Below are 18,780 nucleotides of genomic sequence, written 5' to 3' on the forward strand. Positions count from 1 at the left end.
TCTCGCGATGAAGAAGGCATAGCACCCGACAGTGCGGGAAAACGGCGGACGGCGTCGGCAGCCGGCTGCGGACGGACCGCCAGGAGGAAACCATGAGCCGGGCAGACCATGAGCGGAAGGAAAAACTGAGGGCTTTTTTGACCGGGGAAAAGCGCCGGCTGTGGAGTGAAGTGCGTGATGAGCTGTTCAGGAAGCAGGGAGAGGATCTTACCCCCCAGTACGACCTTCCCCAGGACATCGGCGAGCGGGGGATCATCGACCTTCTCGCGGACATCAGCTTGGCAGTGGCCGACATACGTCGGGAGGAACTGACCCGGATTGAAGAGGCGCTCCGCAGGCTCGATGAGGGGAACTACGGTATATGCGATGATTGCGGCGAGTGGATCGCCGAGGCGCGGTTGCAGGCCGATCCTTACGTGGCGTGCTGCCTCAGGTGCCAGAACCGCCGGGAGAGCGCCCTTACGCCGCCGCATCCGACCCTGTAGCCGCTCGATGCGGATTACACTGCCGGCAGGCGGTTGCCGCCGCCGGAATTTCACGGCTATTCCTCCACCTCGAGCAGATTGACGACACCATCGACCTGGAACACATACCAGGCGTCCGCCTCTGCCATCTTTCTCTGGACATCGTTTTTTACCAGCCCCTCCAGAACGACGATGTAGTTATCGCAGGTGACCCTGATCTGGGACGCGTTCACGAAGGGGTCCTTTTCCAGGACCAGCCGGACCGCATCCACCAGCTCATCGGCACTGTCATCTTCAGGAGGGTCGATTTCGATCCCATTGACCACGTCGGTGCTGCCGGGCACCCACCAGGCCAGTACGCCGGCCAGACGTTTATGGGAGTGGCTGGTGACAGTGCCGTTGAGGATGACGACCCCATCCCTGACCTCCACCTCGATAGAACCGTCCGGCTCCGGGCCGCCGGCCCTGACCGTTTCGGGCTTTCCCTTTGCGATCGACGACAGGGCGCAGGACGACAACAGGCTTTCGGCCTGCAGCGTATTGCAGACGTGATCGCGGATTTCGCCGTCCTGCATCCGTTCGGCCGGGGTTAGCCGAATGCGATCCACTATCCGGTCCACTCCGGCAACGCCGGCACCGGCCAGCAGCGTCCGTTTCTTGGCAGCTATATCCTCAACTTCCCCTTCCAGAGTGAGCACCCCCTCACTGAAATCAAGGCGAAGGGGATAGGTATGCAGATTTACCGACGGTTCCCGCTCCAAAGCGGCTAATACGGTGTTGATGGTTTGCTGGTTGCTCATGACGCGCTCCTTTCAACCTCCCGTTGGTACTTACAGTATACCAAACAAGCCGGGTGCCGTGCAGGGTGCCGGTGACCCCGGGGAAGGCATGACGGAGGCCTCCGGCGACGACTGTTTGCAGTGCCTGGAGGGGACGGAGCTATAACGATGAGAGGGGTGAATCGGAAAGAATGAGCTGGGTCAGGAAAGGGGAATCCTGTCGCAGAATTCGGGGTAGAGGGTCTTGGCGCACTCCACGCACAATCCGTGGCTGAATTCGATTTCGGTATGTTCGGTGATAAAATGCTCGAGCTGGTTCCAGTAGCCTTTGTCGTCGCGCACCTTCCGGCACGAAGAGCAGATCGGAAGCAGTCGGCTCAAGGCCTTCACATTTGCGGTGGCTTCACGCAACTCCCTGATCAGCAGCTCGTGGTCTTCCTGGACACGCTGCCGCTCAGCGATTTCGTTGGCCAGATCCAGATTCACGCGTTGAAGCTCTGCGGCACGGCTGACGAGCATGTCGCGCTGATGCTTGAGTTCCAGGTGGTTCTTCACCCTGAGCCTGACAAGCGTCGGATTGAAGGGCTTGATGATGAAGTCGGCCGCCCCCATGGCAAGTCCGTACGATTCGTTTTCCGCTTCGCTCAGTATGGTAATGAACAGGATCGGTATGTCGCGGCAGGCAGGAGTGTCCTTGAGGATCTGGCAGACTTCGTAGCCGGTCATGTCCGGCATCAGGATGTCCATCAGTATCAGATCGGGAGGGGTCCGGAGCGCGATATTCAGCGCCTGGCCGGCCGTGGAAGCCATGATGACGTCGTATTCCTCCATCAGCATGTTCTTGAGCATTTCGACGCTCAACAGCTCGTCGTCCACAATCAGGATGGTTGATCGGTCCGTTCCGGCATTCATTATTTACTCCGGTTTTACAAAAATTGCTGATATTCTGTGCGGGGTCCAGCCGGGCCTCACCCGGTAATCAGGTGCCATGCTTCCTACTGAAGTCCTTGAAGGAGCTTTTCGGCGGCGCGGAGGGCTTGGCCGGCGGCTCGCTCCAGATCAGCCTGGACAGGCCGCGCTCGATAGGTGCAAGGAGCAACGCCAGCAGGTACATGAGCAGGAATACCAGGAAGAAGCCCCCCATCATCGAGAAAATGATTACGAATACCTCTATGAATGGTGGCATGGCTGGGCTCCTTGCTGTGGCCTTTTCCAGATTATCGGCCAGTATATACCAGACTTGAGCGGTTTGCAGCTGAAGAATCCAATGGAGCATGGCACCGGCACGAAGCGATTCGCCGATGCACCCATGAAATGCGAGGCTTTTGTTGAACAACGGCACAATCACGAATCTTTTCGGGGGATTGCCCCCCGTGCTGACAGAAGAGCTTTTCCAGACCCTGGCCGCCTCCGGAGGTGCACGCGTCGAACGAATCGTTTCCCTGGGCCAGTGTTCGCCGGAAGGGGAATGGTTCGATCAGGACCAGGACGAATGGGTCCTGCTTCTGGCAGGGGAGGCGCTGCTGCTTCTGGAGGGGGAACCTGCCCCCCGCCGGCTTGCAAGCGGGGATCATCTTCTCATACCGGCCCATTGCCGTCACCGTGTCGCCTGGACCGATCCCGACCGCCATACCATCTGGCTGGCAGTGCACTTCGCACCTCGATAACCAATCTGCCGCTTTTCGGCGGCGCCTGACCAAGGAGTTTTCGAACAATCATGTCCGTATCCGTACACCCCTCCCGGGGCACAGTCTATTCCTATCTGATTCTGACGACCCTGCTCTGGGGGGGCAGCTTTCTGTTCACAAAGATCGGACTGCGTGAAGTCCCTCCGCAGCTGTTCGTTCTCGCGCGCTTCAGCGTAGCAACCCTCATCATGCTGATCGTTGCGGCACCACGGCTGGCGGCACTGAATGCCGCCACACTGCGCCGGGGTATCACGGTAGGGCTTGTGCTGGGCCTGACCAATATCAGCTTCGTGTTCGGCCTCAAGGACACCAGCATCTCGCGGGCCGGGGTGCTGAACAACCTGTTCGTACTGCTGATCCCGATCATCACCCGGGTGTTGTGGAAGGACCGTATCGGCCGAACCAGCATGGCCGGCATTGCCATGGCGGCAGCCGGTATCTGGCTGCTGGCCACTGGCAGCGGCGCCGGCTTCAGCCGGGGAGATCTGGTGTCCCTGATCTGCGCCTTTTTCATTGCCTGTCACATCATTACCGTTTCGAAGGTGCTGCGGGACGACGACGTGTATGTGGTTTCGCTGGTGCAATTCGCTACCGTGGCCTGCCTGGCCGGGGCAACGGTACTGGCGCTGCCCACCACCTACGCTGTGCCGTCGCTGAAGGGGATGGCCACCATCGCATACTGCGCCCTGTTTCCCACGGTGATCTGCTTCACGGTCCAGAACGCCTTCCAGCGCTATGTCACTCCCACCCAGGCCGGTCTGATCTATACCCTCGACCCGGTCTGGAGCCTTTTGGCCGGTTTTTTCATACTGGGAGAGCGCCTGAACGGCCGGGAATGGCTGGGGTGCGGGCTGATCTTCCTGGCCGTGCTGTTTCCGCTGGCGATACGCTGCCTCAGGGAACGCCGTCCGACGGAACCGTATCTCGAAGAAGAGGTAGTTACCGCGAGCCAGTGATCCATGCTTGAATTTTTCGGAAAAGTGGTGTAAAAGTACAAATTCACTCACGGAGAGGTGTCCGAGTGGTCGATGGTGCCTGACTCGAAATCAGGTGTACGTTTGCGCGTACCTAGGGTTCGAATCCCTACCTCTCCGCCACTAAGATTAGTAGTTGAAAAACTACTTTAAACAGGCTGATGCTTTAAAGCATCAGCCTGTTTTCATTTCATACACCTGTAAGTTACCTGTCAGGCAAGGTCGAACACCAGCAATTCAGCGGTTTCCTGCCCGGAAATGACCAACCGATCTTCGTCACTGGCTGCGGCGCCGTCTCCCGGTCCCAGGAGATGGTCATTCACCAGTACCTTTCCACGAGCCACCTGCACCCATGCATGGCGGCTGGCGGGTATGGGGTGGACAACCTCTTCACCCTTCTCAAGCAGAACCGCATACAGATTGGCATCCTGGTTGATGGTGACGGAGCCGCCACGTCCATCCCAAGAGGCGACCAAGCGCAGGTTTTTCCTTTTCTCTGTGTCCGGGAAGAATTTCTGTTCATAGCCGGGAGTCACCCCCTCATTGTCCGGCAGGATCCAGATCTGAAGAGAGTGAACCGGTTCGTCTTTGAAATGGTTGAATTCACTGTGGGTTATGCCGGTGCCGGCACTCATCCGCTGCACCTCGCCGGGGCGAATGACGCTGCTGTTACCCATGCTGTCCCGGTGCTCCAGAGCCCCTTCCAGTACGTAGGAGATGATCTCCATGTCTCGATGGGGGTGCATGGGAAACCCCTGGCCCTGCCGGACCCGGTCCTCGTTGATGACCCGCAGCGCCCTGAACCCCATATGCCCAGGGTCGTAGTAGCTGGCAAAGGAAAATGTATGGTAGGTGTTCAGCCAACCGTGGTCCGCGTGCCCACGTTCTCCGGACTTTCTTATGACAATCATCGTTTATCTCCTTTCAACGACACCACGCTTCCGATCACCTGAACGGTCTGCAATTTGTTCAGATTGCGCAGCAGGCGATACGTGATTCCCCACATCTGCTGCTTGTTCTCACGCCACATTTCCACCGCCGGAAACCTCCTCATCCTCCCACGGAACATGAACTCCACATGTGAGTGGCGGGCGGCCCTGTCGAGCTCCCCAACGGGAAACCAGGATACCTCCGCAATCTCATGCCGGTCCGGATACAGTATCGGCTCTTCGGTAACTGCATAAACGAAGCAGGAAATGACTATATTCAAACCGCCTGGGGCAATGTCGCTGAGACGTCCCAGATACCGTGCAGCGGAAAGATTCAGTCCAATCTCTTCCTGTGTCTCTCGTTCGGCCGTATGTCTCGGGCCCCTGTCCGATTCTTCCGCCCTGCCTCCGGGCAAGGCGATATGGCCGGACCAGGGATCGTTTTCATTGCTTGATCTCTCGATGAAAAGGCCATTCAGCCCATTTGACTCATCGCGCAGGATCAGGGCAACTGCGGCACGGGCACGTCCCCCCGGCTCGATGATCCGGGGAGGATGGCTGTTGAGCGCCGCGCTGATCTGCTTGATCTGGTCCATGGTGCATTCCATGATTCACGATCCCGTGAAAAACGTATCCAGTGTGCCAAAAAGCCGGGCGGCGTTTCTCCGCCCGGCTCTGCCGGATGCAAATTCCGTTACTTCCTGATCATCTCGATTTCCATGGTGATAGTTACTTCTTCGCCAACGGCAACCCCACCGGTTTCAAGGGCTGCATTCCAGACCAGGCCGTAATCCTTGCGGTTGATCTTGGTGCTGGCTGTGGTGCCGCGCCGGATATTGCCCCAAGGGTCTTTGCTCTCCTTTGACAGGCCATCCACATCGAGCACCACCTGGCGGGTCACGCCGTGCAGGGTCAGGTCGCCGGTGACCTTCAGCTTGTCTTGACCTGCCTTGGCCACCTTTTTCGAGACAAAGGTCATGGTCGGGTATTTTGCCACATCGAAGAAGTCGGCGCTCCGCAGGTGCTCATCCCGCTTCTGCACGTTGGTGTTGATCGAGTTGGTGTCGATGGTGACTTCGACCCTTGATTTGGTTATGTCCTTGTCGTTGAGATCAATGACCCCTGTATGCTTTTCGAAGTTCCCTTTGACGTTGGATACCATGAGGTGCCTGACCTTGAAGCCCACATTGGAGTGGTCCGGATCGATGTTCCAGGTGGAGGCCGGAGCCAACGCCGGCAGGGCCAGGGCGGTGATGGTTGCGATAGATGCGATGATGCGTTTCATGTCAATTCTCCTTTTTACGACAATGGTTTGATGGTGTATGATTTGATGTTAAACTTATTGTCCAAATTTTTTTGGCTTCTATTTCATGGGGCTCCTTTCAATCCCAATTTTTTACACAGGGTTCCCAGCAGCTCCTGTTCTGGTTGGGCAAGCGACGACATTTCCGAAACAATGGCCGCTTCGACCTTCGCAAAGGCCCTGGCGATGAGCGAGGTTCCCTCTCCGGTGAGGTGAACGGTCAGATAGCGCCGGTCCTCTGTGTCCCGCTCCCGACGCACCAGTCCCCGTTTTTCCAGGTTGTCGATGACCAGGGTTATGTTGCCGGTGCTTTTGAGGATCTTGGCGGCCACATCCCGCTGGCACAAAGGGCCTTTGTGGTACAGGGCCTCCAGGACCCCGAACTGGCTGATGGTAAGATCGAACTCCGCCATAGAGCGATTCACCCGGCCCGTCACGGATTCGGCCGCACGCATCAGTTTCGTGTAGGTGTTCAGGGCGCGATATGTTGGTTGGTCAGGAGATTTCATGGCACATCCAGTGGTTCTAGTTCGTATAATTTAATATTAAACTATATTGTTGTCATAAAACCGTCAAGCAATTTTTTTTCATCAGATTTTCGGCTCTCTCACTCCCTTCCGTAGTAGTCGCTTCTCCGATCAGGAGCGAAGCAGCGCACCCATGTCCAGAAACGGCTCATGGAGGAATTGAGCTCCTCCCGCACGAGGAGGTATCAATGATCAACCATGTAACCCATTTTTATTTAAACGACAGGTGTGAACATCAGTCACTCAACTTCCCGGTTTCCATTCACGGTGGAGATCTTCCTGCGCCCCTTGATCATGACTCCGGCCAGTACTGCCAGACTTCCCAGTACCAGGTTCGAGACGAGAAAGGCATGTTTCGCCCCCTGGTGTTCCAGAGTGCCCCACATGCTGCCGGCAATGATGCTTCCCAGGGCCTGGCCCGACACTCTGGCAATGGAGAGGAAGCCCGAAGCGACGGCTTCGGTTTCTTCGGGAGCCTGGGCCAGGACCGCAGCGTTGTTGGCGGCCTGAAAGAGAGCCCTGCCAAAACCGATGCCGGCCAGTCCGAGCGCCACACGCCCGGTCACGCCCTGCACCAGAGATGAGAGAGCCAGTACGACGCTCCCCAGCCAACTCACCCGATCAAATCCCTTACGGTCCGACAGTTTCCCCGCCCATGGCCCCAAGAACAACAGCATGATCGGTGGGAGCAGCATGAAGAACCCCACCCGGCTCGGGGTCATTCCGTTCGCCTCAAGATAGAAGGGCCAGAGAAGGTTGGTGCCGAACGACTGGGCGTAGAACAGCACGGTCGCCAGGAGTGCCAGGAGAAAGGCCGGCGCGGCGATCACCCGCCGCAGGCTTTCCCGCAGCCCCACTCCGGGCAGTTCGCCCAGGTTGCCCGACAGCAGCAAGGCCACCACGCCGAGCGGAAGGTTGATATAGAAGATGCTGCGCCAGCCGAAGGCGTCCACCATCAGGCCACCGATCGGAGGCCCGGTAAGAGTCCCGGCGGCGACTGAGGCTGATACCATGCCGAGTGCCCAGCCTTTCCGCTCTTTGAAGGTGGCTGCGGCAAGTCCGGGGACAAGGCCGATTACGCCGGCACCTGCAATACCCTGCACAAAGCGCAGCACAAGGAGCGTCGTCAGATTCGGCGATAGGGCAAGGAGGAGTGATACCACGCTGAAGGCCAGCAGGGAGATGCGGTAGATCCTGACGGTACCGATGCGCCCGGCGAGCCCGGAGAGGGGTAAAAAGGCCAGCGCAGAGCCGATCAGATACAGCGAGGCAGCCCCCTGAACGGCAGCCGCATTGGTGTGGAATCCTGCAGCAATCGAGGGAAGCGCCAGTTGCAGGGCACTGGCATCGAGGGTGGAAAGCGTGACGCCGATTAGAAGAGCGGCGAGACGGACATCGAAGTTTTCCGGCCAAAACCTGTTTCTACGCGGCATTATGCATCGTCCTGTGGAGTATGATGATCCTGAGATTCCGGAGAGCGGCGACTATAGCATCTGCATCATCATAGAGAAAATATATAAAAATTATGGAATCCATACCAGAAAGTGATGACGGAACAGCATTGACAACGATTTCTCCGGCGCTCCTGCCGGGTGTGAGCCGCAGGTTCGGCGCGAGCCCCTTTTGCGTAACGAGCCGGGTGGTAAAATTATATACAGTGGCCATTCAGGGGCTGCGAATTTCAGATTACCGTCAGGAGTTCAGCCATGATGACATGCATGATCCGTACAGTGATAGCAGTTTCCCTGTTCCTGCTCATCCCCCTTGGACAGGGATGTACCGCTGCGGCGCAGTATTCGGTTGCGGACTTCCCGTTCCGTCACACAGCCTACGACTACAAGGTGGCCTGGAAGACCGGCCAGGCGGGTAATGGAACAACGATCGACGGAATCATGAAAAACACCCGTTACCCCGATATAGATCAGCTCGATCTGACTATCTTTCTGATCGGCCCCAATCAGAAGGTCCGCGCCCGGACAACCACCATTCCTGCCCCGCAGCAGTCGCGAAGGAACGACGTGGTCCCCTTCAGCGCAAAACTCAAGGATGTCTCCCTCAATCAGGGCGATACCCTGGTATTTGAACTCCATTACCGGGGGAGCGAAGGGGGCGGCGGCCGGTCCGGCGGCGGTGGAGGAGTGGACTGGCACAGCACGTTCGCCGTCGATGCCCTGACCGGGCAACCGAGGGAAGAGGAGAAAGGGAAGACCGAGGAATGGTGAAATGAGTGATCTGGAACTGGCGGACAGCCAAAACCGTCGTTGCCCTCAGAAACGGCCGGCATCCGCATCCATGCCGGCAATGCGGAACGTAAGGGCTGCGACCACGAGTCCGATGTAAGCCCCTGCGATGACATCGCTGAGGAAGTGATAATTTGTCGCAATCAGGGCCAGAGCCAGCAGCGACAGTGCCAGGAAGCACATCGCACGGCAGCGGGGATGGGAGCGCCACCAGATCGCGATCAGAGCCGTGAAGACCAGCATGTGGCCGGAAGGGAATCCGGATTGGCTTGCCCCTTCGGCAAGCCAATGAAAACTGTAATCATGGGGAGGCAGCAACCAGACCCGCGTCGGAATTCTGCCGAAGACATATTTGAGAACCGACTTCACCAGGAACGAGAGCGGCGCGGCGATGGCAAGCATCTTCCACGTCAAGGCCACCGTGTCGATCACCCCCCGAGAGATCAGACGCCTGAAGTACGTATAGGCGCCGATTGTAAGCAGCACGGTGAAGATGAACAGGGTGTCGGGAATTGCGGACAGGTGACGGTTCCAGGCATCGTTCAGGGAGTGATAGTGCTGGATGCGGAGCGAAATGCCGCGATCCAGGTGTCCGATGCAATAGTATGTCACCAGAGCAACGGGAATCACGGCGATGAGGAGCATGGTATTGTATCGGTATGCGCGACTATCGGCTGACTGAAGATTTTTGGACGGCACCTGATCGACCTCGGCATTGTTGGAATTATTCAAGTATGCCATTATTTCCGGGTACGATCCATTTTCTCCGTAAAAAAATCCCCCATGTCCGGGAGGAGATGGACATGGGGGCAAGCCCTACCACAAGGGCACAAAACATTTTCAGAAAATTCACGCGCTCAAGCCTGCGCGCCGTCCGGCTCCGCTTTTCTCTTCTTTTTCGATCGTGTGCTTGCAGCGGCCCTTACCCGGGCCAGCTCCCCCAACAACTGCTGGCTTCCCGCAGCCGCAGCATCCCCCTCCGGCCTGCGCTTGGCGTAGCTGCCGTCCGAACTCATATCCCAGGCGCTCCAGTTGTCATCGCGGCAGAGATCCAGCAGGTCGTTCAGCTCCCGTTGCAGATGGGGCGCCTCCACCGGGCAGAGCACCTCCACGCGGGTCTCCAGGTTGCTCTTCATGGCATCGGCAGAGCCGAGGTAATACTGGTCTTTTCCGCCATTGCGGAAGTGGTAGATGCGCGAGTGCTCCACGAACCGCCCCACAATGCTTACCACGGAAATGTTGTCCGACAGCCCTTCGACACCGGGTCGCAGACGGCAGCTGTCCCGGACGGTCAGCTCGATCCTGACGCCGCGGCCCGATGCTTCGTACAGGGCCTTGACGATATCCGGGTCTTCCAGGGCGTTCATTTTGAAGCGGATCAGCCCCCCTCCCAGCCGGGAATGCAGTTCCCCTTCGCGCCTGATCTTCTCCAGCAACACCTTTTTGAGACGGTGCGGCGCCACCAGCAGTTTCTGGTACCTGCGCCGCGGATTGATGCCGGTGGTCAGGTAGTTGAACAGTTCGGTCAGATCCTGCCCCACAGCGTCATCGGCGGAGAGCAGCCCGATATCGCAGTAGAAGCGGGCCGTCAGGGGGTGGTAGTTGCCGGTACCCACATGCACGTACCGCCGCAGACCGTCGTGGTCCTGGCGCACTACCAGGATGGCCTTGCAATAGGTCTTGAACCCCACCACGCCGTAGCTGACATGGATGCCGGCACTGTTCATCATTTCGGCCAGCCTGATGTTTTCAGCCTCGTCAAAGCGCGCCTTGAGCTCCACCACGACCGCCACCTGCTTGCCGTTCTGGGCTGCCTGCACCAGCGCCTCGATGAAGCTGCTCTCGCGGGTGGTGCGGTAGAGGGTCATCTTGATGGCCCGCACATCGGGGTCCACCGCGGCTTCCCGCAAAAAGCGCTCTACCGAGGTCGAAAACGATTCGAACGGATGCTGGAGCAGCAATGCACCCGCATCGCGGATCACCTGGAAGATGCTCTGCCCCTGTTGCAGGTGCGCATGATCGACCGGGTGGTGGGGCGGGAACAGGAGTGCGGGGATCTCCAGCCGGAGCAGCTCCTTGAGGTCGCTCATGCCGAGCATCGCCTCGGTCTGGTGCACGTCCGAGTTCTCATCGATTTCGAGTTCGGCAGCCAGCCTTCCTTTCAGCACAGGTGGCATGTCCCGGGCCACCTCAAGGCGTACGATCGGCGCGAAACGCCGCTCCTTGAGTTCCGTTTCGATTACAGCCACCAGGTCGTCGGCCTCTTCCGCGTTCTTGACGCTGTTGGCGTTCCTGATGACCCTGAACAGCGTGCAGTCTGCGACCTGCATGCCGGGAAAGAGCAGATCCAGGTTGCCGCGTACCAGTTCCTCCAGCAGCACGTACCGGTTACCCTCTCCGCACGGCACCAGGCGGGGAGTGTCGGGGGCAACCGGGACCTTGACCCGCGCCAGCGTCGTCTCGCCGCGGCGGTTGTAGCGGAGCGAAACCAGCAGGTTCAACGACTGGTTTGATATGAACGGAAAAGGGTGGGCCGGATCAATGGACTGGGGAGTCAGCAGGGGGTAGATGGTGTCCCTGAAGCGTTGTCCCAGCTCGGCTCTGGTAGGGGGGGACAGCGAGTCGAGCGTGACTATTTCGATCCCCTCCCGCGCCAACTGTGCGGCCAGTTCCTGCCAACAGCTCTCCCGCAGCGTCTCGAAGGAAGCGATCTTCGCCAGGCACCCGGTCAGTTGCTGGCGCGGCATAAGCCCGTCGGCGGACGGCTCCCGCACACCGGCGCAGATCTGCTGCTTCAGTCCGCCGATCCGCTTCATGAAGAAGTTGTCCAGATTGGCGCTGGCAATGGTCAGGAATCGTACCCGTTCCAGTAGCGGATTGTCCTGATTTCCTGCCTCGGAGAGCACCCGCTCGTTATACGAAAGCCAGGTCAGCTCCCGGTTGAGAAACAGGTCTTGAAGGGGCCATGCCTGGTTTGGCCGGGGCCTGCCCGTTTTTGTTTCGACAGCGGCCTTGCCGTTCGGCTTCTCGCTGTTTATCGGCACGCAGCGACCCACAGGCAGCCGGGCTGGCCGCATTCTGCCGCTTTTCCGCTGTCGAAGCAGGGCTGATTGCCTTCCTGGAGCTGGATCGCCCGTACCATTTCCGTTTTTTTCATGCCTGCCACCCGTATGCCGCGTTCCGCCGCTATGGCGCGAATCTGATTGAACGTCATTCGTTTCCTCCTGAGACAAATATTCAGCTGATCGTATGACGACTGCCTGTCTCCGCCGCCTCCCGGCCTTTGGCCACCAAAATCCGGATGGGACAGGTATCAGGCGGCCGCCGCCAGATCCGGCCATTCCCGTGCGATGGTCGCGTTTTTGGTGTTGAGGATCGTGCCGTAGGTCACGGCGCTGTCGGGGGCCTTGGCCAGCGTGAAGCAACGGGCATTCTGCCCGTGTTCCGCCGCGATCCGGCTGGCGCCGGCATAGATCCTCATGGCCCGCATCAGGTCGTCCTTGCTGTTGGCTCGGAAAACGGTGCCGGTTTCGCCGTCGATCATCAGCTCGCGTGGTCCCCCCTCGTCCGAAACCACCACCGGCAGACCCGAGGCCTGGGCTTCCAGCACCACGTTGCCGAATGTATCGGTGGCGCTGGGAAAGACGAACAGATCGGCCGACGCATAGCCGGTGCGCAACTCCTCGCCGTCGAGGTACCCGGTAAACACGGCCGGATAGCCTTTGAGCGCGTTTTCCATCTCGGTGCGATAGGGGCCGTCTCCGATGATGGCCAGGGCCACTCCGGCCCCGGAATCCGCCAGCTCCCGGAATGCCTCCACCAGCAGTTCCAGCCCTTTTTCGCGCGAAACGCGCCCCACATACAGCAGTACCCGGGTGCCGGACGGGATACCCCGCTCGGGCCAGAAACCGGGATTGCCCATGGCCGGGGAATAGAGCTCGGTATCCACCCAACGGGGGAGCGGCTTGAGCCGTTCGGCCGAAAGTCCCCGCGCCAGCAACTGCTCGCGCGTGCCGGACGATGGCACCATCACCTCTTCCATCTGGCTGTAGAACCAGGTCATGTAGCTCCAGGCCACCTGTTCCAGAAATTCGTCATTGGTCAGGCTGCGTACGTATTGGGGGATGTCGGTGTGGTAGGTGCCGGCGGCCGGAATATCCATCAGCCGGGCGATCAGGAGTCCCAGCAGCCCCACGGTCCCGGGGGTGCTGATATGGATGCGGGTAAAGCCTTCCCGCTCGATGAAGTCCATTACATCCAGGATCGGCGGAAAGCAGAGTTTCAGTTCCGGATACTCGGGGATCACGAAATCCCCTACCGCGGCAAAGCGCTTGACCCCCTCGATCGCTTCCGTTTCCGTGCCGACCGTGATCACGGTCAATTCCACCCCGCGGTCCCGGGCGGTCCGGATCAGGCGCTTGATCGTGATGGCCACGCCGTTGATTTCGTCCAGGGTATCGGTGAACAGGGCGATGCGCTCCCGCTCCTCGCCCCGGTTCAGCTCCGGCAGGGCCCGGACGATGTCCCGGATCAGTTCCTTGCCCTTGTGCTGGTGGTGAAAGGCCAGGTAATAGGGGGATATGATGCCGTGCACCAGCCCGATCGTGCCCAGGGTGTTCAGGTATTCGAAAAAGCCGGCATTGAGCGGCAGGTCCATCAGCCGCCTGGTGTAATGGAAGATCAGGCGGTTGGCCAGCCTGCTGGTGACCGCAAAGATCTTGCGGTTGCTGTCGGCGTCGCGGATACCGGCCATGAAAGCACTGTCGTTCAGCAGCAGCCGCGCCTCGCGGTCCAGCACCTCCTCGAAGCTTTTACCGCTGTAATCACGGGAAGGGGGCAGGTTCTTGAGGACGAACAGCCTGAACTTTTCGATGAACGAACTCCGCTCGCTGCCCACGTTGAAAAAACGTTCCAGCAGGGCGGTGACAAAGGGGGTCGAGGTGCGGCGACGTTCGCCGAACCGTTCCCGATAGAAGCTGTGGGCGATCCCGTACAGGCTGTGGGCCATGGTCAGCGGGCCGCCATCTTCGCCGTCGGCCCAGCTGTCGCCGTTTCTGACCGCCTCGATGAAGGCCTCGACGGTCGGCGTGTCGTAGGCGGTGGTATGGGCGCGGGCGATGAACAGGCCGCCATGGTCGTCCGAGCCTCCGACGATACCCTTGGACCAGGGCAGGGCGCCGTAGGGGAGCAGATCGTACTTGTCAGCCAGTCGCGCAATGGTCTGCTCCGTCAGCGACGAGAGCAGACGTTTGGTGAAGACATTGAAGCGCCTGGCCCGGCAGCCGTTCTTTACCTCGAAGGTAGTGAACAGCAGCAGCGAGCGCTCGATGATCTCCAGGGTCAGCTTTTCGTTCTGGGCATAGAGCGGGTGGGCCAGGAAATGTGTGATCCCCTCGGCATGCAGATAGGCCAGCATCTCGTAGATATTTTTGCGCAGCTCCAGGATCATCCGGAACTGCGCCTCAGAGATGTGCAGTACCACCACATGAACCTTGCAGCCGTTTTCGGGAAAGTGGGCCGTGATCTCGGAACTGATGAAGGTGTCCGGCAGGTGGGCAATCTCCAGGGCGCCGCTGATGGCGTTGTGATCGGTGATGGTGACGAAATCCATGCCGCGTTCCTTGGCCGTGCGGTACAGGAACTGCGGCGAGGTGTAGCTCTCCGGGCAGTTGAACTTGCGCATGGCCCAGTAGGTCGGTTTATTGGAGTGGCTGGAGTGGACGTGCAGGTCGGCTTTGAATGAGTTCATGCCCAGGAGTGATAACAGATCAATGTTACAGCGGTGTGGATGCCGGGTGATTTTTAGGTGAATCCTTGAGAGGCGGGGACTGGGGATCGGGGACCGGGGACCGGAAAAACCTGTTAATCATTAAAACGACTGACACTAACAACCTGTGAACGCTATTTGAAGTTGTTCATGGTTTTCGTGGGTTTGTGGATCAAATGCTTTTAAAAAGTCTTTCCCGGTCCCCGGTCCCTGATCCCCGGTCCCTGAAGTCAAACGTTGCACAACTTTTACAGGACGCCCACACGGCCGACAAAAAAGCCCCCTATACTCGATCCCGATGAATTCACACGCACTTGTTCGACAAATGGCTGTTCTCTCGATCGTCCCCGGACCTTCCCGTAGCACTTTCTTCCCGACTCCATCAATCCGCTGTGCCGGTTGGCTCTTCAGGCGCTCCTTTGCAGAAGCCATCCGCCTGTCCCGGCCAACGGCGGTGCCCTGACATGGCGCTGCACTGCATGGATGATCTCAGGAAACAGGTGCGCCCGCGCGACATGGTCAAGCAGGCCCTGGCCGGTGCAGGGGTCTCCTTTGATTCGTACGAAAGCATGGCCGCCACGCTGCCCTTTTCAAAAGGGGATGTGACCTCGGGCTCGGAGAGCGAGCTGCAGGCCGTGGTTGTGGGGGACAGGGAGCAGGTGGACCTGCCGCAGGTGATCGAGCAGTCCAACTATTTCGCCAACATCGTCCGCCGGGCCGCATCGGGTGAGACCCCCCGCAAGGTGATAGCCGAGCTGGAGCACTTTCTGGCGGACAATCCCCCCCGCGTCTGGGAAAACAGCTGGGTCCGTTTCCCGGTCCGGTGCCTGTCCCCCTTTGCCCGGCAGGTACTGGAACAGGACCTGCTGGCGGACAAGCGAAATCCTGCGGCCGGTCCGCGCAGCGATGTCGGTCGCTTTTATCGGGAGCAGGCCGGTGAAACGCTGCTGCGGGTGCCGCTCAGCTACCTGATCAAGCTGGCCCTGGCAGACCTGCTGGGCTCCCAGGACCTGCTGCCGCCGTCGGTCAGGCAGACCGGCGTCCGGCTGATGAACCACTATCTGAACGACAACACCTCCCCGGAAACCTTTTCCTTCAATGTAGTGAGCCTGCGGCCCGAACAGGGGCTGGGACGCGCCATTGCCCGGGAAACGGCCCTGCGCTTCCTGTTCACCCAGATGCTGGTGACCTATGCCAACCAGGCTTTCGGACTGCAGGAAAGCGGACAGCAGGCCATGGTGTACTTTGCTCCCCATCCCCCGATACGCCAGAAGGAACTGAACGATCTGGTGTCGGACAGTTTCTACCGTGAACTGTTCATGAGCCCCTGCCTGTCGGGCTGGGACCAGGGGGAGTCCAAGCACCGCTACATGCAGCTCTGCCATCAGGTCCTGTCCCGCAGCCAGCTCAACGGCGTGGCCAAGCTGCGCGAGGCGGGCATCATCACTACCAACCTGGTGGTATTGCCGAACGTCTCCAATGTCAGCCTGGCCAACAACGGCACCCATATCAGCATCGGCAGCCGCAGGCTGTCGCAGGCGCTGGCAGATCCCACCTCCGGGTTCACTCCCTACCACGAAAAGATGTTCGGGGACTTGGCCATCAAGATCAGCGAGCACTTTTTGCCGCTGTTCGTCGGCACCTACAGTGCCGCTCCACTGCGGCTCTCCTTCACCGACTTCCATCCCGAGAAGGCTCTGGGGTTCCTGCCCCATGAACTGGACTATACCCATCTGCGCATGCTCTGGCGGCGCTGGAAAAAGAAGGCCAGCCTCTCGGTCTGCGGACAGCCGGTGACCCCCTTCGGACCGGCGTGGCTCGACAGTCTGGCCAGCGGCCTGTTCGGCCTCAAGGGGGATTTCGTTCCCGATTACCGGTTGCTGGACTACCTGGTCTGCCTGCTCTCCACCGACCGCAGCCCGTCCCTGAACGGCGAGATCGGCAACAGCGACCGCCTGCGGCGCGACCTGGCCGAGATGGGGGTTTTCGACGAGCAGATGTCGGTCTACCTGCTCTACAAGCAGCGCGAATACGCCCGCATGGGTTTTTCCGGGTTCGAGGGGCGGCATTACAGCCTGTTCGAGAGTTTTGCGGAGGACATGGGGCGGGCAACGGACCTGCAGACACTGGTTACAGCGCTGGCATTCAAATTCATGGCGCTCGGCAGCGTCAGCCATGCCCATATTCCCGACACTCCTTCCACGGAGAGCGAACGCCGCCAGCCCTTTTTCGGCGCGGCCATCGACCTGCCGACCTTTTTCGTGCACAAGGACAGCGGCAACCGTTTCCTGCGGGAGATCCTCAGGAGAACCGCCGGTGTCCGGCCCAGCCGCCGTTACCCCGGGTACCTGCGGGTGGAGCTGCAGGCCTACCGTAAGGCGCTGCTGGCCCTGATCCGGGAGAATGCCGCCGACCTGATCGAACTCCTGAACCTGGAGGATACCGTGTCCGATCTGGAGCGGCGGCTCGACAGCCCGCAGCACGCCACTGCGGCCGCTCGCCTGACCAACGGCATCCTCAGGGAGTGCGGCGCTTCTGCTCCGCTGGATGCGCGTGCCCGCGACTTCAACCTTGCGGCGGAAAACTACTACCGCGGCACTCTGCGACAGCGGCACATGGAGGAGGCCTTCGATTTTCTGGCCGATTCCTGCCGCCAGATGGACCGGGAAGGGGAGGGGTTGCCCGAGCCGGTGCGCGTGGCCCTGCGGCACCTCCTGCGGGGAGCGTCGGCCGAGGCGTTGCTGGAACAGGGCCGGGAAGCCATGCTGGGGGAGCATCCGGATCGGGAAACGCTGCAGCGGCTGATGAACCTGTTCCTGATCACGGTCCATCATGACGAACTGACGGATAATCACACGGAACAGGGGGAGGCGAGGTACGATGATGCAGCATCAATACATCGAGCGGGATAGCGGCAGGATCGTCAACGAGCGGCTTTTCGGCGACCGGATGGTCCGGCTGCTCTACCACGGCGTCCGCGAGAACAACGCCGCGCTGTTCCGGCTTTTGACCAGCGGCCGGTCGTCGCAGATCCTGGGCATGCTCAACTTCGACCGCCCGATCCTGGCCCGGAGCAGTTTTCCGGCTTCCTGCGGCATCGACCTGTCCGAGTGTCTCGATGCTCCGGAAACGCTCGACACCCCCCGCAAGGTATTCGAGCGCCGCATCCGCTATGCCGCCTGCCGTCCGATGCCCGACGACCCCGCGGCGGTCTTGTCCCCGGCCGATGCCCGGGTGCTGGTCGGGTCGTTCAATGACACCTCCCTGATCGTGCTCAAGGAGAAGTTCTTCTGTTTTACGGAGCTGTTCGGGGCGATGCCGACCCCGTGGCACAGGGCCTTCAGCGGCGGGGATTTCGCCGTTTTCCGCCTGACTCCGGACAAATACCACTACAACCACACCCCGGTTGCCGGACGGGTGATCGATTTCTACGCCATCGACGGCGAGTACCACTCCTGCAATCCTGACGCCGTGGTCAGCATGGCCACACCCTATTCGAAGAACAAGCGGGTAGTGACGATCATTGATACGGATGTGTCGGGGGGCACCGGCGTGGGGCTGGTGGCGATGATCGAGGTGGTGGCCCTGATGATCGGCGATATCGTTCAGGCTTACAGCAGCCGGAATTACGAAGACCCGCGCCAGATCGAGACCGGCATGTTCCTGCACAAGGGGCAGCCCAAGAGCCTCTACCGTCCCGGCAGCAGCACCGATATCCTCGTTTTCCAGGCAGGGCGCGTGAAATTTTCCGCCGATATTCTGGAAAACATGCGCAGGCAGGGGGTTTCAAGCCGCTTCAGTCATGGCTTCGGACGGCCGCTGGTGGAAACGGACATCAGGGTTAGGTCCCTGATCGCAACGAGGGTGGGGCCTACGAAAACTTAAATCTGCCACAGAGACACAGAGAAAACCAAAAAACATAATGCATGGCACACTGAAAAATCGGAAGAAACCGGAAAAAGCAGGATTACGTCAACCCCCTATCTGAAGTTATCCGCCTTTTCTGCTGGTTCCGCGTTCCAATTGCAGTGTGATTTTCTCCGTGTCTCTGTGTCTCCGTGGCAGATGTTCAGATTTTACAGATTCAGATTCGCAGCTCAGGATCGGAG

18 protein-coding genes and 1 tRNA gene are annotated in these 18,780 nt (G+C 59.6%); 7 read left to right on the forward strand and 12 right to left on the reverse strand.

The annotated features are described in order from the left end of the window. Window positions 1–92: 92 nt before the first annotated feature. The gene (locus tag GSVR_RS08275) at window positions 93–485 is read left to right on the forward strand and encodes a TraR/DksA family transcriptional regulator (protein ID WP_173199159.1); all 393 of its coding nucleotides are present in this window, start codon (window positions 93–95) and stop codon (window positions 483–485) included. Window positions 486–541: 56 nt separating this feature from the next. Here the strand turns inward: GSVR_RS08275 and GSVR_RS08280 are convergent, their stop codons facing one another. The 3 genes from GSVR_RS08280 to GSVR_RS08290 all read right to left on the reverse strand — a co-directional run bounded on the left by GSVR_RS08280 (window position 542) and on the right by GSVR_RS08290 (window position 2,429). After that, the gene (locus GSVR_RS08280) at window positions 542–1,264 is read right to left on the reverse strand and encodes a BON domain-containing protein (RefSeq protein WP_173199157.1); all 723 of its coding nucleotides are present in this window, start codon (window positions 1,262–1,264) and stop codon (window positions 542–544) included. Window positions 1,265–1,444: 180 nt separating this feature from the next. Continuing rightward, window positions 1,445–2,155, reverse strand: coding sequence for a two-component system response regulator (locus tag GSVR_RS08285; RefSeq protein WP_173199155.1), 711 nt, complete (start codon window positions 2,153–2,155; stop codon window positions 1,445–1,447). A gap of 67 nt (window positions 2,156–2,222) precedes the next feature. Further along, window positions 2,223–2,429, reverse strand: a complete 207-nt coding sequence (locus GSVR_RS08290; protein WP_173199153.1) for a hypothetical protein — start codon at window positions 2,427–2,429, stop codon at window positions 2,223–2,225. 142 nt (window positions 2,430–2,571) lie between these two features. Between GSVR_RS08290 and GSVR_RS08295 the strand changes: the two genes are divergently transcribed. The 3 genes from GSVR_RS08295 to GSVR_RS08305 all read left to right on the forward strand — a co-directional run bounded on the left by GSVR_RS08295 (window position 2,572) and on the right by GSVR_RS08305 (window position 4,028). Next, window positions 2,572–2,910 (forward strand): cupin domain-containing protein, encoded by a 339-nt coding sequence (locus tag GSVR_RS08295; RefSeq protein ID WP_173199151.1) that lies wholly within the window; start codon window positions 2,572–2,574, stop codon window positions 2,908–2,910. 50 nt (window positions 2,911–2,960) lie between these two features. Continuing rightward, on the forward strand, window positions 2,961–3,887 hold the full coding sequence (locus tag GSVR_RS08300) for a DMT family transporter (protein ID WP_173199149.1): 927 nt from the start codon (window positions 2,961–2,963) through the stop codon (window positions 3,885–3,887). Window positions 3,888–3,938: 51 nt separating this feature from the next. Continuing rightward, a tRNA-Ser gene (locus GSVR_RS08305) sits at window positions 3,939–4,028 on the forward strand. 89 nt (window positions 4,029–4,117) lie between these two features. Here GSVR_RS08305 and GSVR_RS08310 read toward each other — a convergent pair. The 5 genes from GSVR_RS08310 to GSVR_RS08330 all read right to left on the reverse strand — a co-directional run bounded on the left by GSVR_RS08310 (window position 4,118) and on the right by GSVR_RS08330 (window position 8,097). After that, the gene (locus GSVR_RS08310) at window positions 4,118–4,816 is read right to left on the reverse strand and encodes a pirin family protein (RefSeq protein ID WP_173199147.1); all 699 of its coding nucleotides are present in this window, start codon (window positions 4,814–4,816) and stop codon (window positions 4,118–4,120) included. Continuing rightward, window positions 4,813–5,442 carry a CoA pyrophosphatase gene (locus GSVR_RS08315; RefSeq protein WP_239077488.1) on the reverse strand — a complete coding sequence of 210 codons (630 nt, stop codon included), beginning with the start codon at window positions 5,440–5,442 and terminating at the stop codon, window positions 4,813–4,815. Before GSVR_RS08315 ends, GSVR_RS08310 begins: the two co-directional genes overlap by 4 nt. An 86-nt stretch (window positions 5,443–5,528) precedes the next feature. Then, complete coding sequence (locus GSVR_RS08320; protein ID WP_173199146.1) at window positions 5,529–6,119, reverse strand: YceI family protein; 591 nt, start codon at window positions 6,117–6,119, stop codon at window positions 5,529–5,531. An 83-nt stretch (window positions 6,120–6,202) separates the two neighbouring features. After that, the gene (locus tag GSVR_RS08325) at window positions 6,203–6,646 is read right to left on the reverse strand and encodes a MarR family winged helix-turn-helix transcriptional regulator (RefSeq protein WP_173199144.1); all 444 of its coding nucleotides are present in this window, start codon (window positions 6,644–6,646) and stop codon (window positions 6,203–6,205) included. A 257-nt stretch (window positions 6,647–6,903) separates the two neighbouring features. Continuing rightward, a complete protein-coding gene (locus GSVR_RS08330) occupies window positions 6,904–8,097 on the reverse strand; it encodes an MFS transporter (protein WP_173199142.1) in 1,194 nt (397 codons plus the stop codon). A gap of 273 nt (window positions 8,098–8,370) precedes the next feature. On the opposite strand from GSVR_RS08330, the gene GSVR_RS08335 reads away from it, so the two are divergent. Then, window positions 8,371–8,886: a hypothetical protein gene (locus GSVR_RS08335; RefSeq protein ID WP_173199140.1), complete on the forward strand. Its 516-nt coding sequence runs from the start codon at window positions 8,371–8,373 to the stop codon at window positions 8,884–8,886. Between the two features lie 45 nt (window positions 8,887–8,931). On the opposite strand, the gene GSVR_RS08340 is transcribed toward GSVR_RS08335, so the two are convergent. From GSVR_RS08340 to GSVR_RS08355, 4 genes are all read right to left on the reverse strand, one after another. Continuing rightward, window positions 8,932–9,645, reverse strand: coding sequence for a phosphatase PAP2 family protein (locus GSVR_RS08340; RefSeq protein ID WP_173199138.1), 714 nt, complete (start codon window positions 9,643–9,645; stop codon window positions 8,932–8,934). Between the two features lie 116 nt (window positions 9,646–9,761). Further along, window positions 9,762–11,948, reverse strand: coding sequence for a polyphosphate kinase 1 (gene ppk1 / locus GSVR_RS08345; RefSeq protein ID WP_239077489.1), 2,187 nt, complete (start codon window positions 11,946–11,948; stop codon window positions 9,762–9,764). After that, window positions 11,939–12,118 carry an SAP domain-containing protein gene (locus GSVR_RS08350; RefSeq protein ID WP_173199134.1) on the reverse strand — a complete coding sequence of 60 codons (180 nt, stop codon included), beginning with the start codon at window positions 12,116–12,118 and terminating at the stop codon, window positions 11,939–11,941. The genes ppk1 and GSVR_RS08350 overlap by 10 nt, the downstream gene beginning before the upstream one ends. A 99-nt stretch (window positions 12,119–12,217) precedes the next feature. After that, window positions 12,218–14,653 carry a glycosyltransferase gene (locus GSVR_RS08355; RefSeq protein ID WP_173199132.1) on the reverse strand — a complete coding sequence of 812 codons (2,436 nt, stop codon included), beginning with the start codon at window positions 14,651–14,653 and terminating at the stop codon, window positions 12,218–12,220. Between the two features lie 482 nt (window positions 14,654–15,135). On the opposite strand from GSVR_RS08355, the gene GSVR_RS08360 reads away from it, so the two are divergent. Continuing rightward, window positions 15,136–17,583: a hypothetical protein gene (locus tag GSVR_RS08360; protein WP_173199130.1), complete on the forward strand. Its 2,448-nt coding sequence runs from the start codon at window positions 15,136–15,138 to the stop codon at window positions 17,581–17,583. Beyond that, window positions 17,552–18,556, forward strand: a complete 1,005-nt coding sequence (locus GSVR_RS08365) for a phosphatidylserine decarboxylase (protein WP_305040946.1) — start codon at window positions 17,552–17,554, stop codon at window positions 18,554–18,556. The genes GSVR_RS08360 and GSVR_RS08365 overlap by 32 nt, the downstream gene beginning before the upstream one ends. The last annotated feature ends 224 nt before the right edge of the window (window positions 18,557–18,780 follow it).

This window comes from Geobacter sp. SVR (assembly GCF_016865365.1).
Lineage (GTDB): Bacteria > Desulfobacterota > Desulfuromonadia > Geobacterales > Pseudopelobacteraceae > Pelotalea.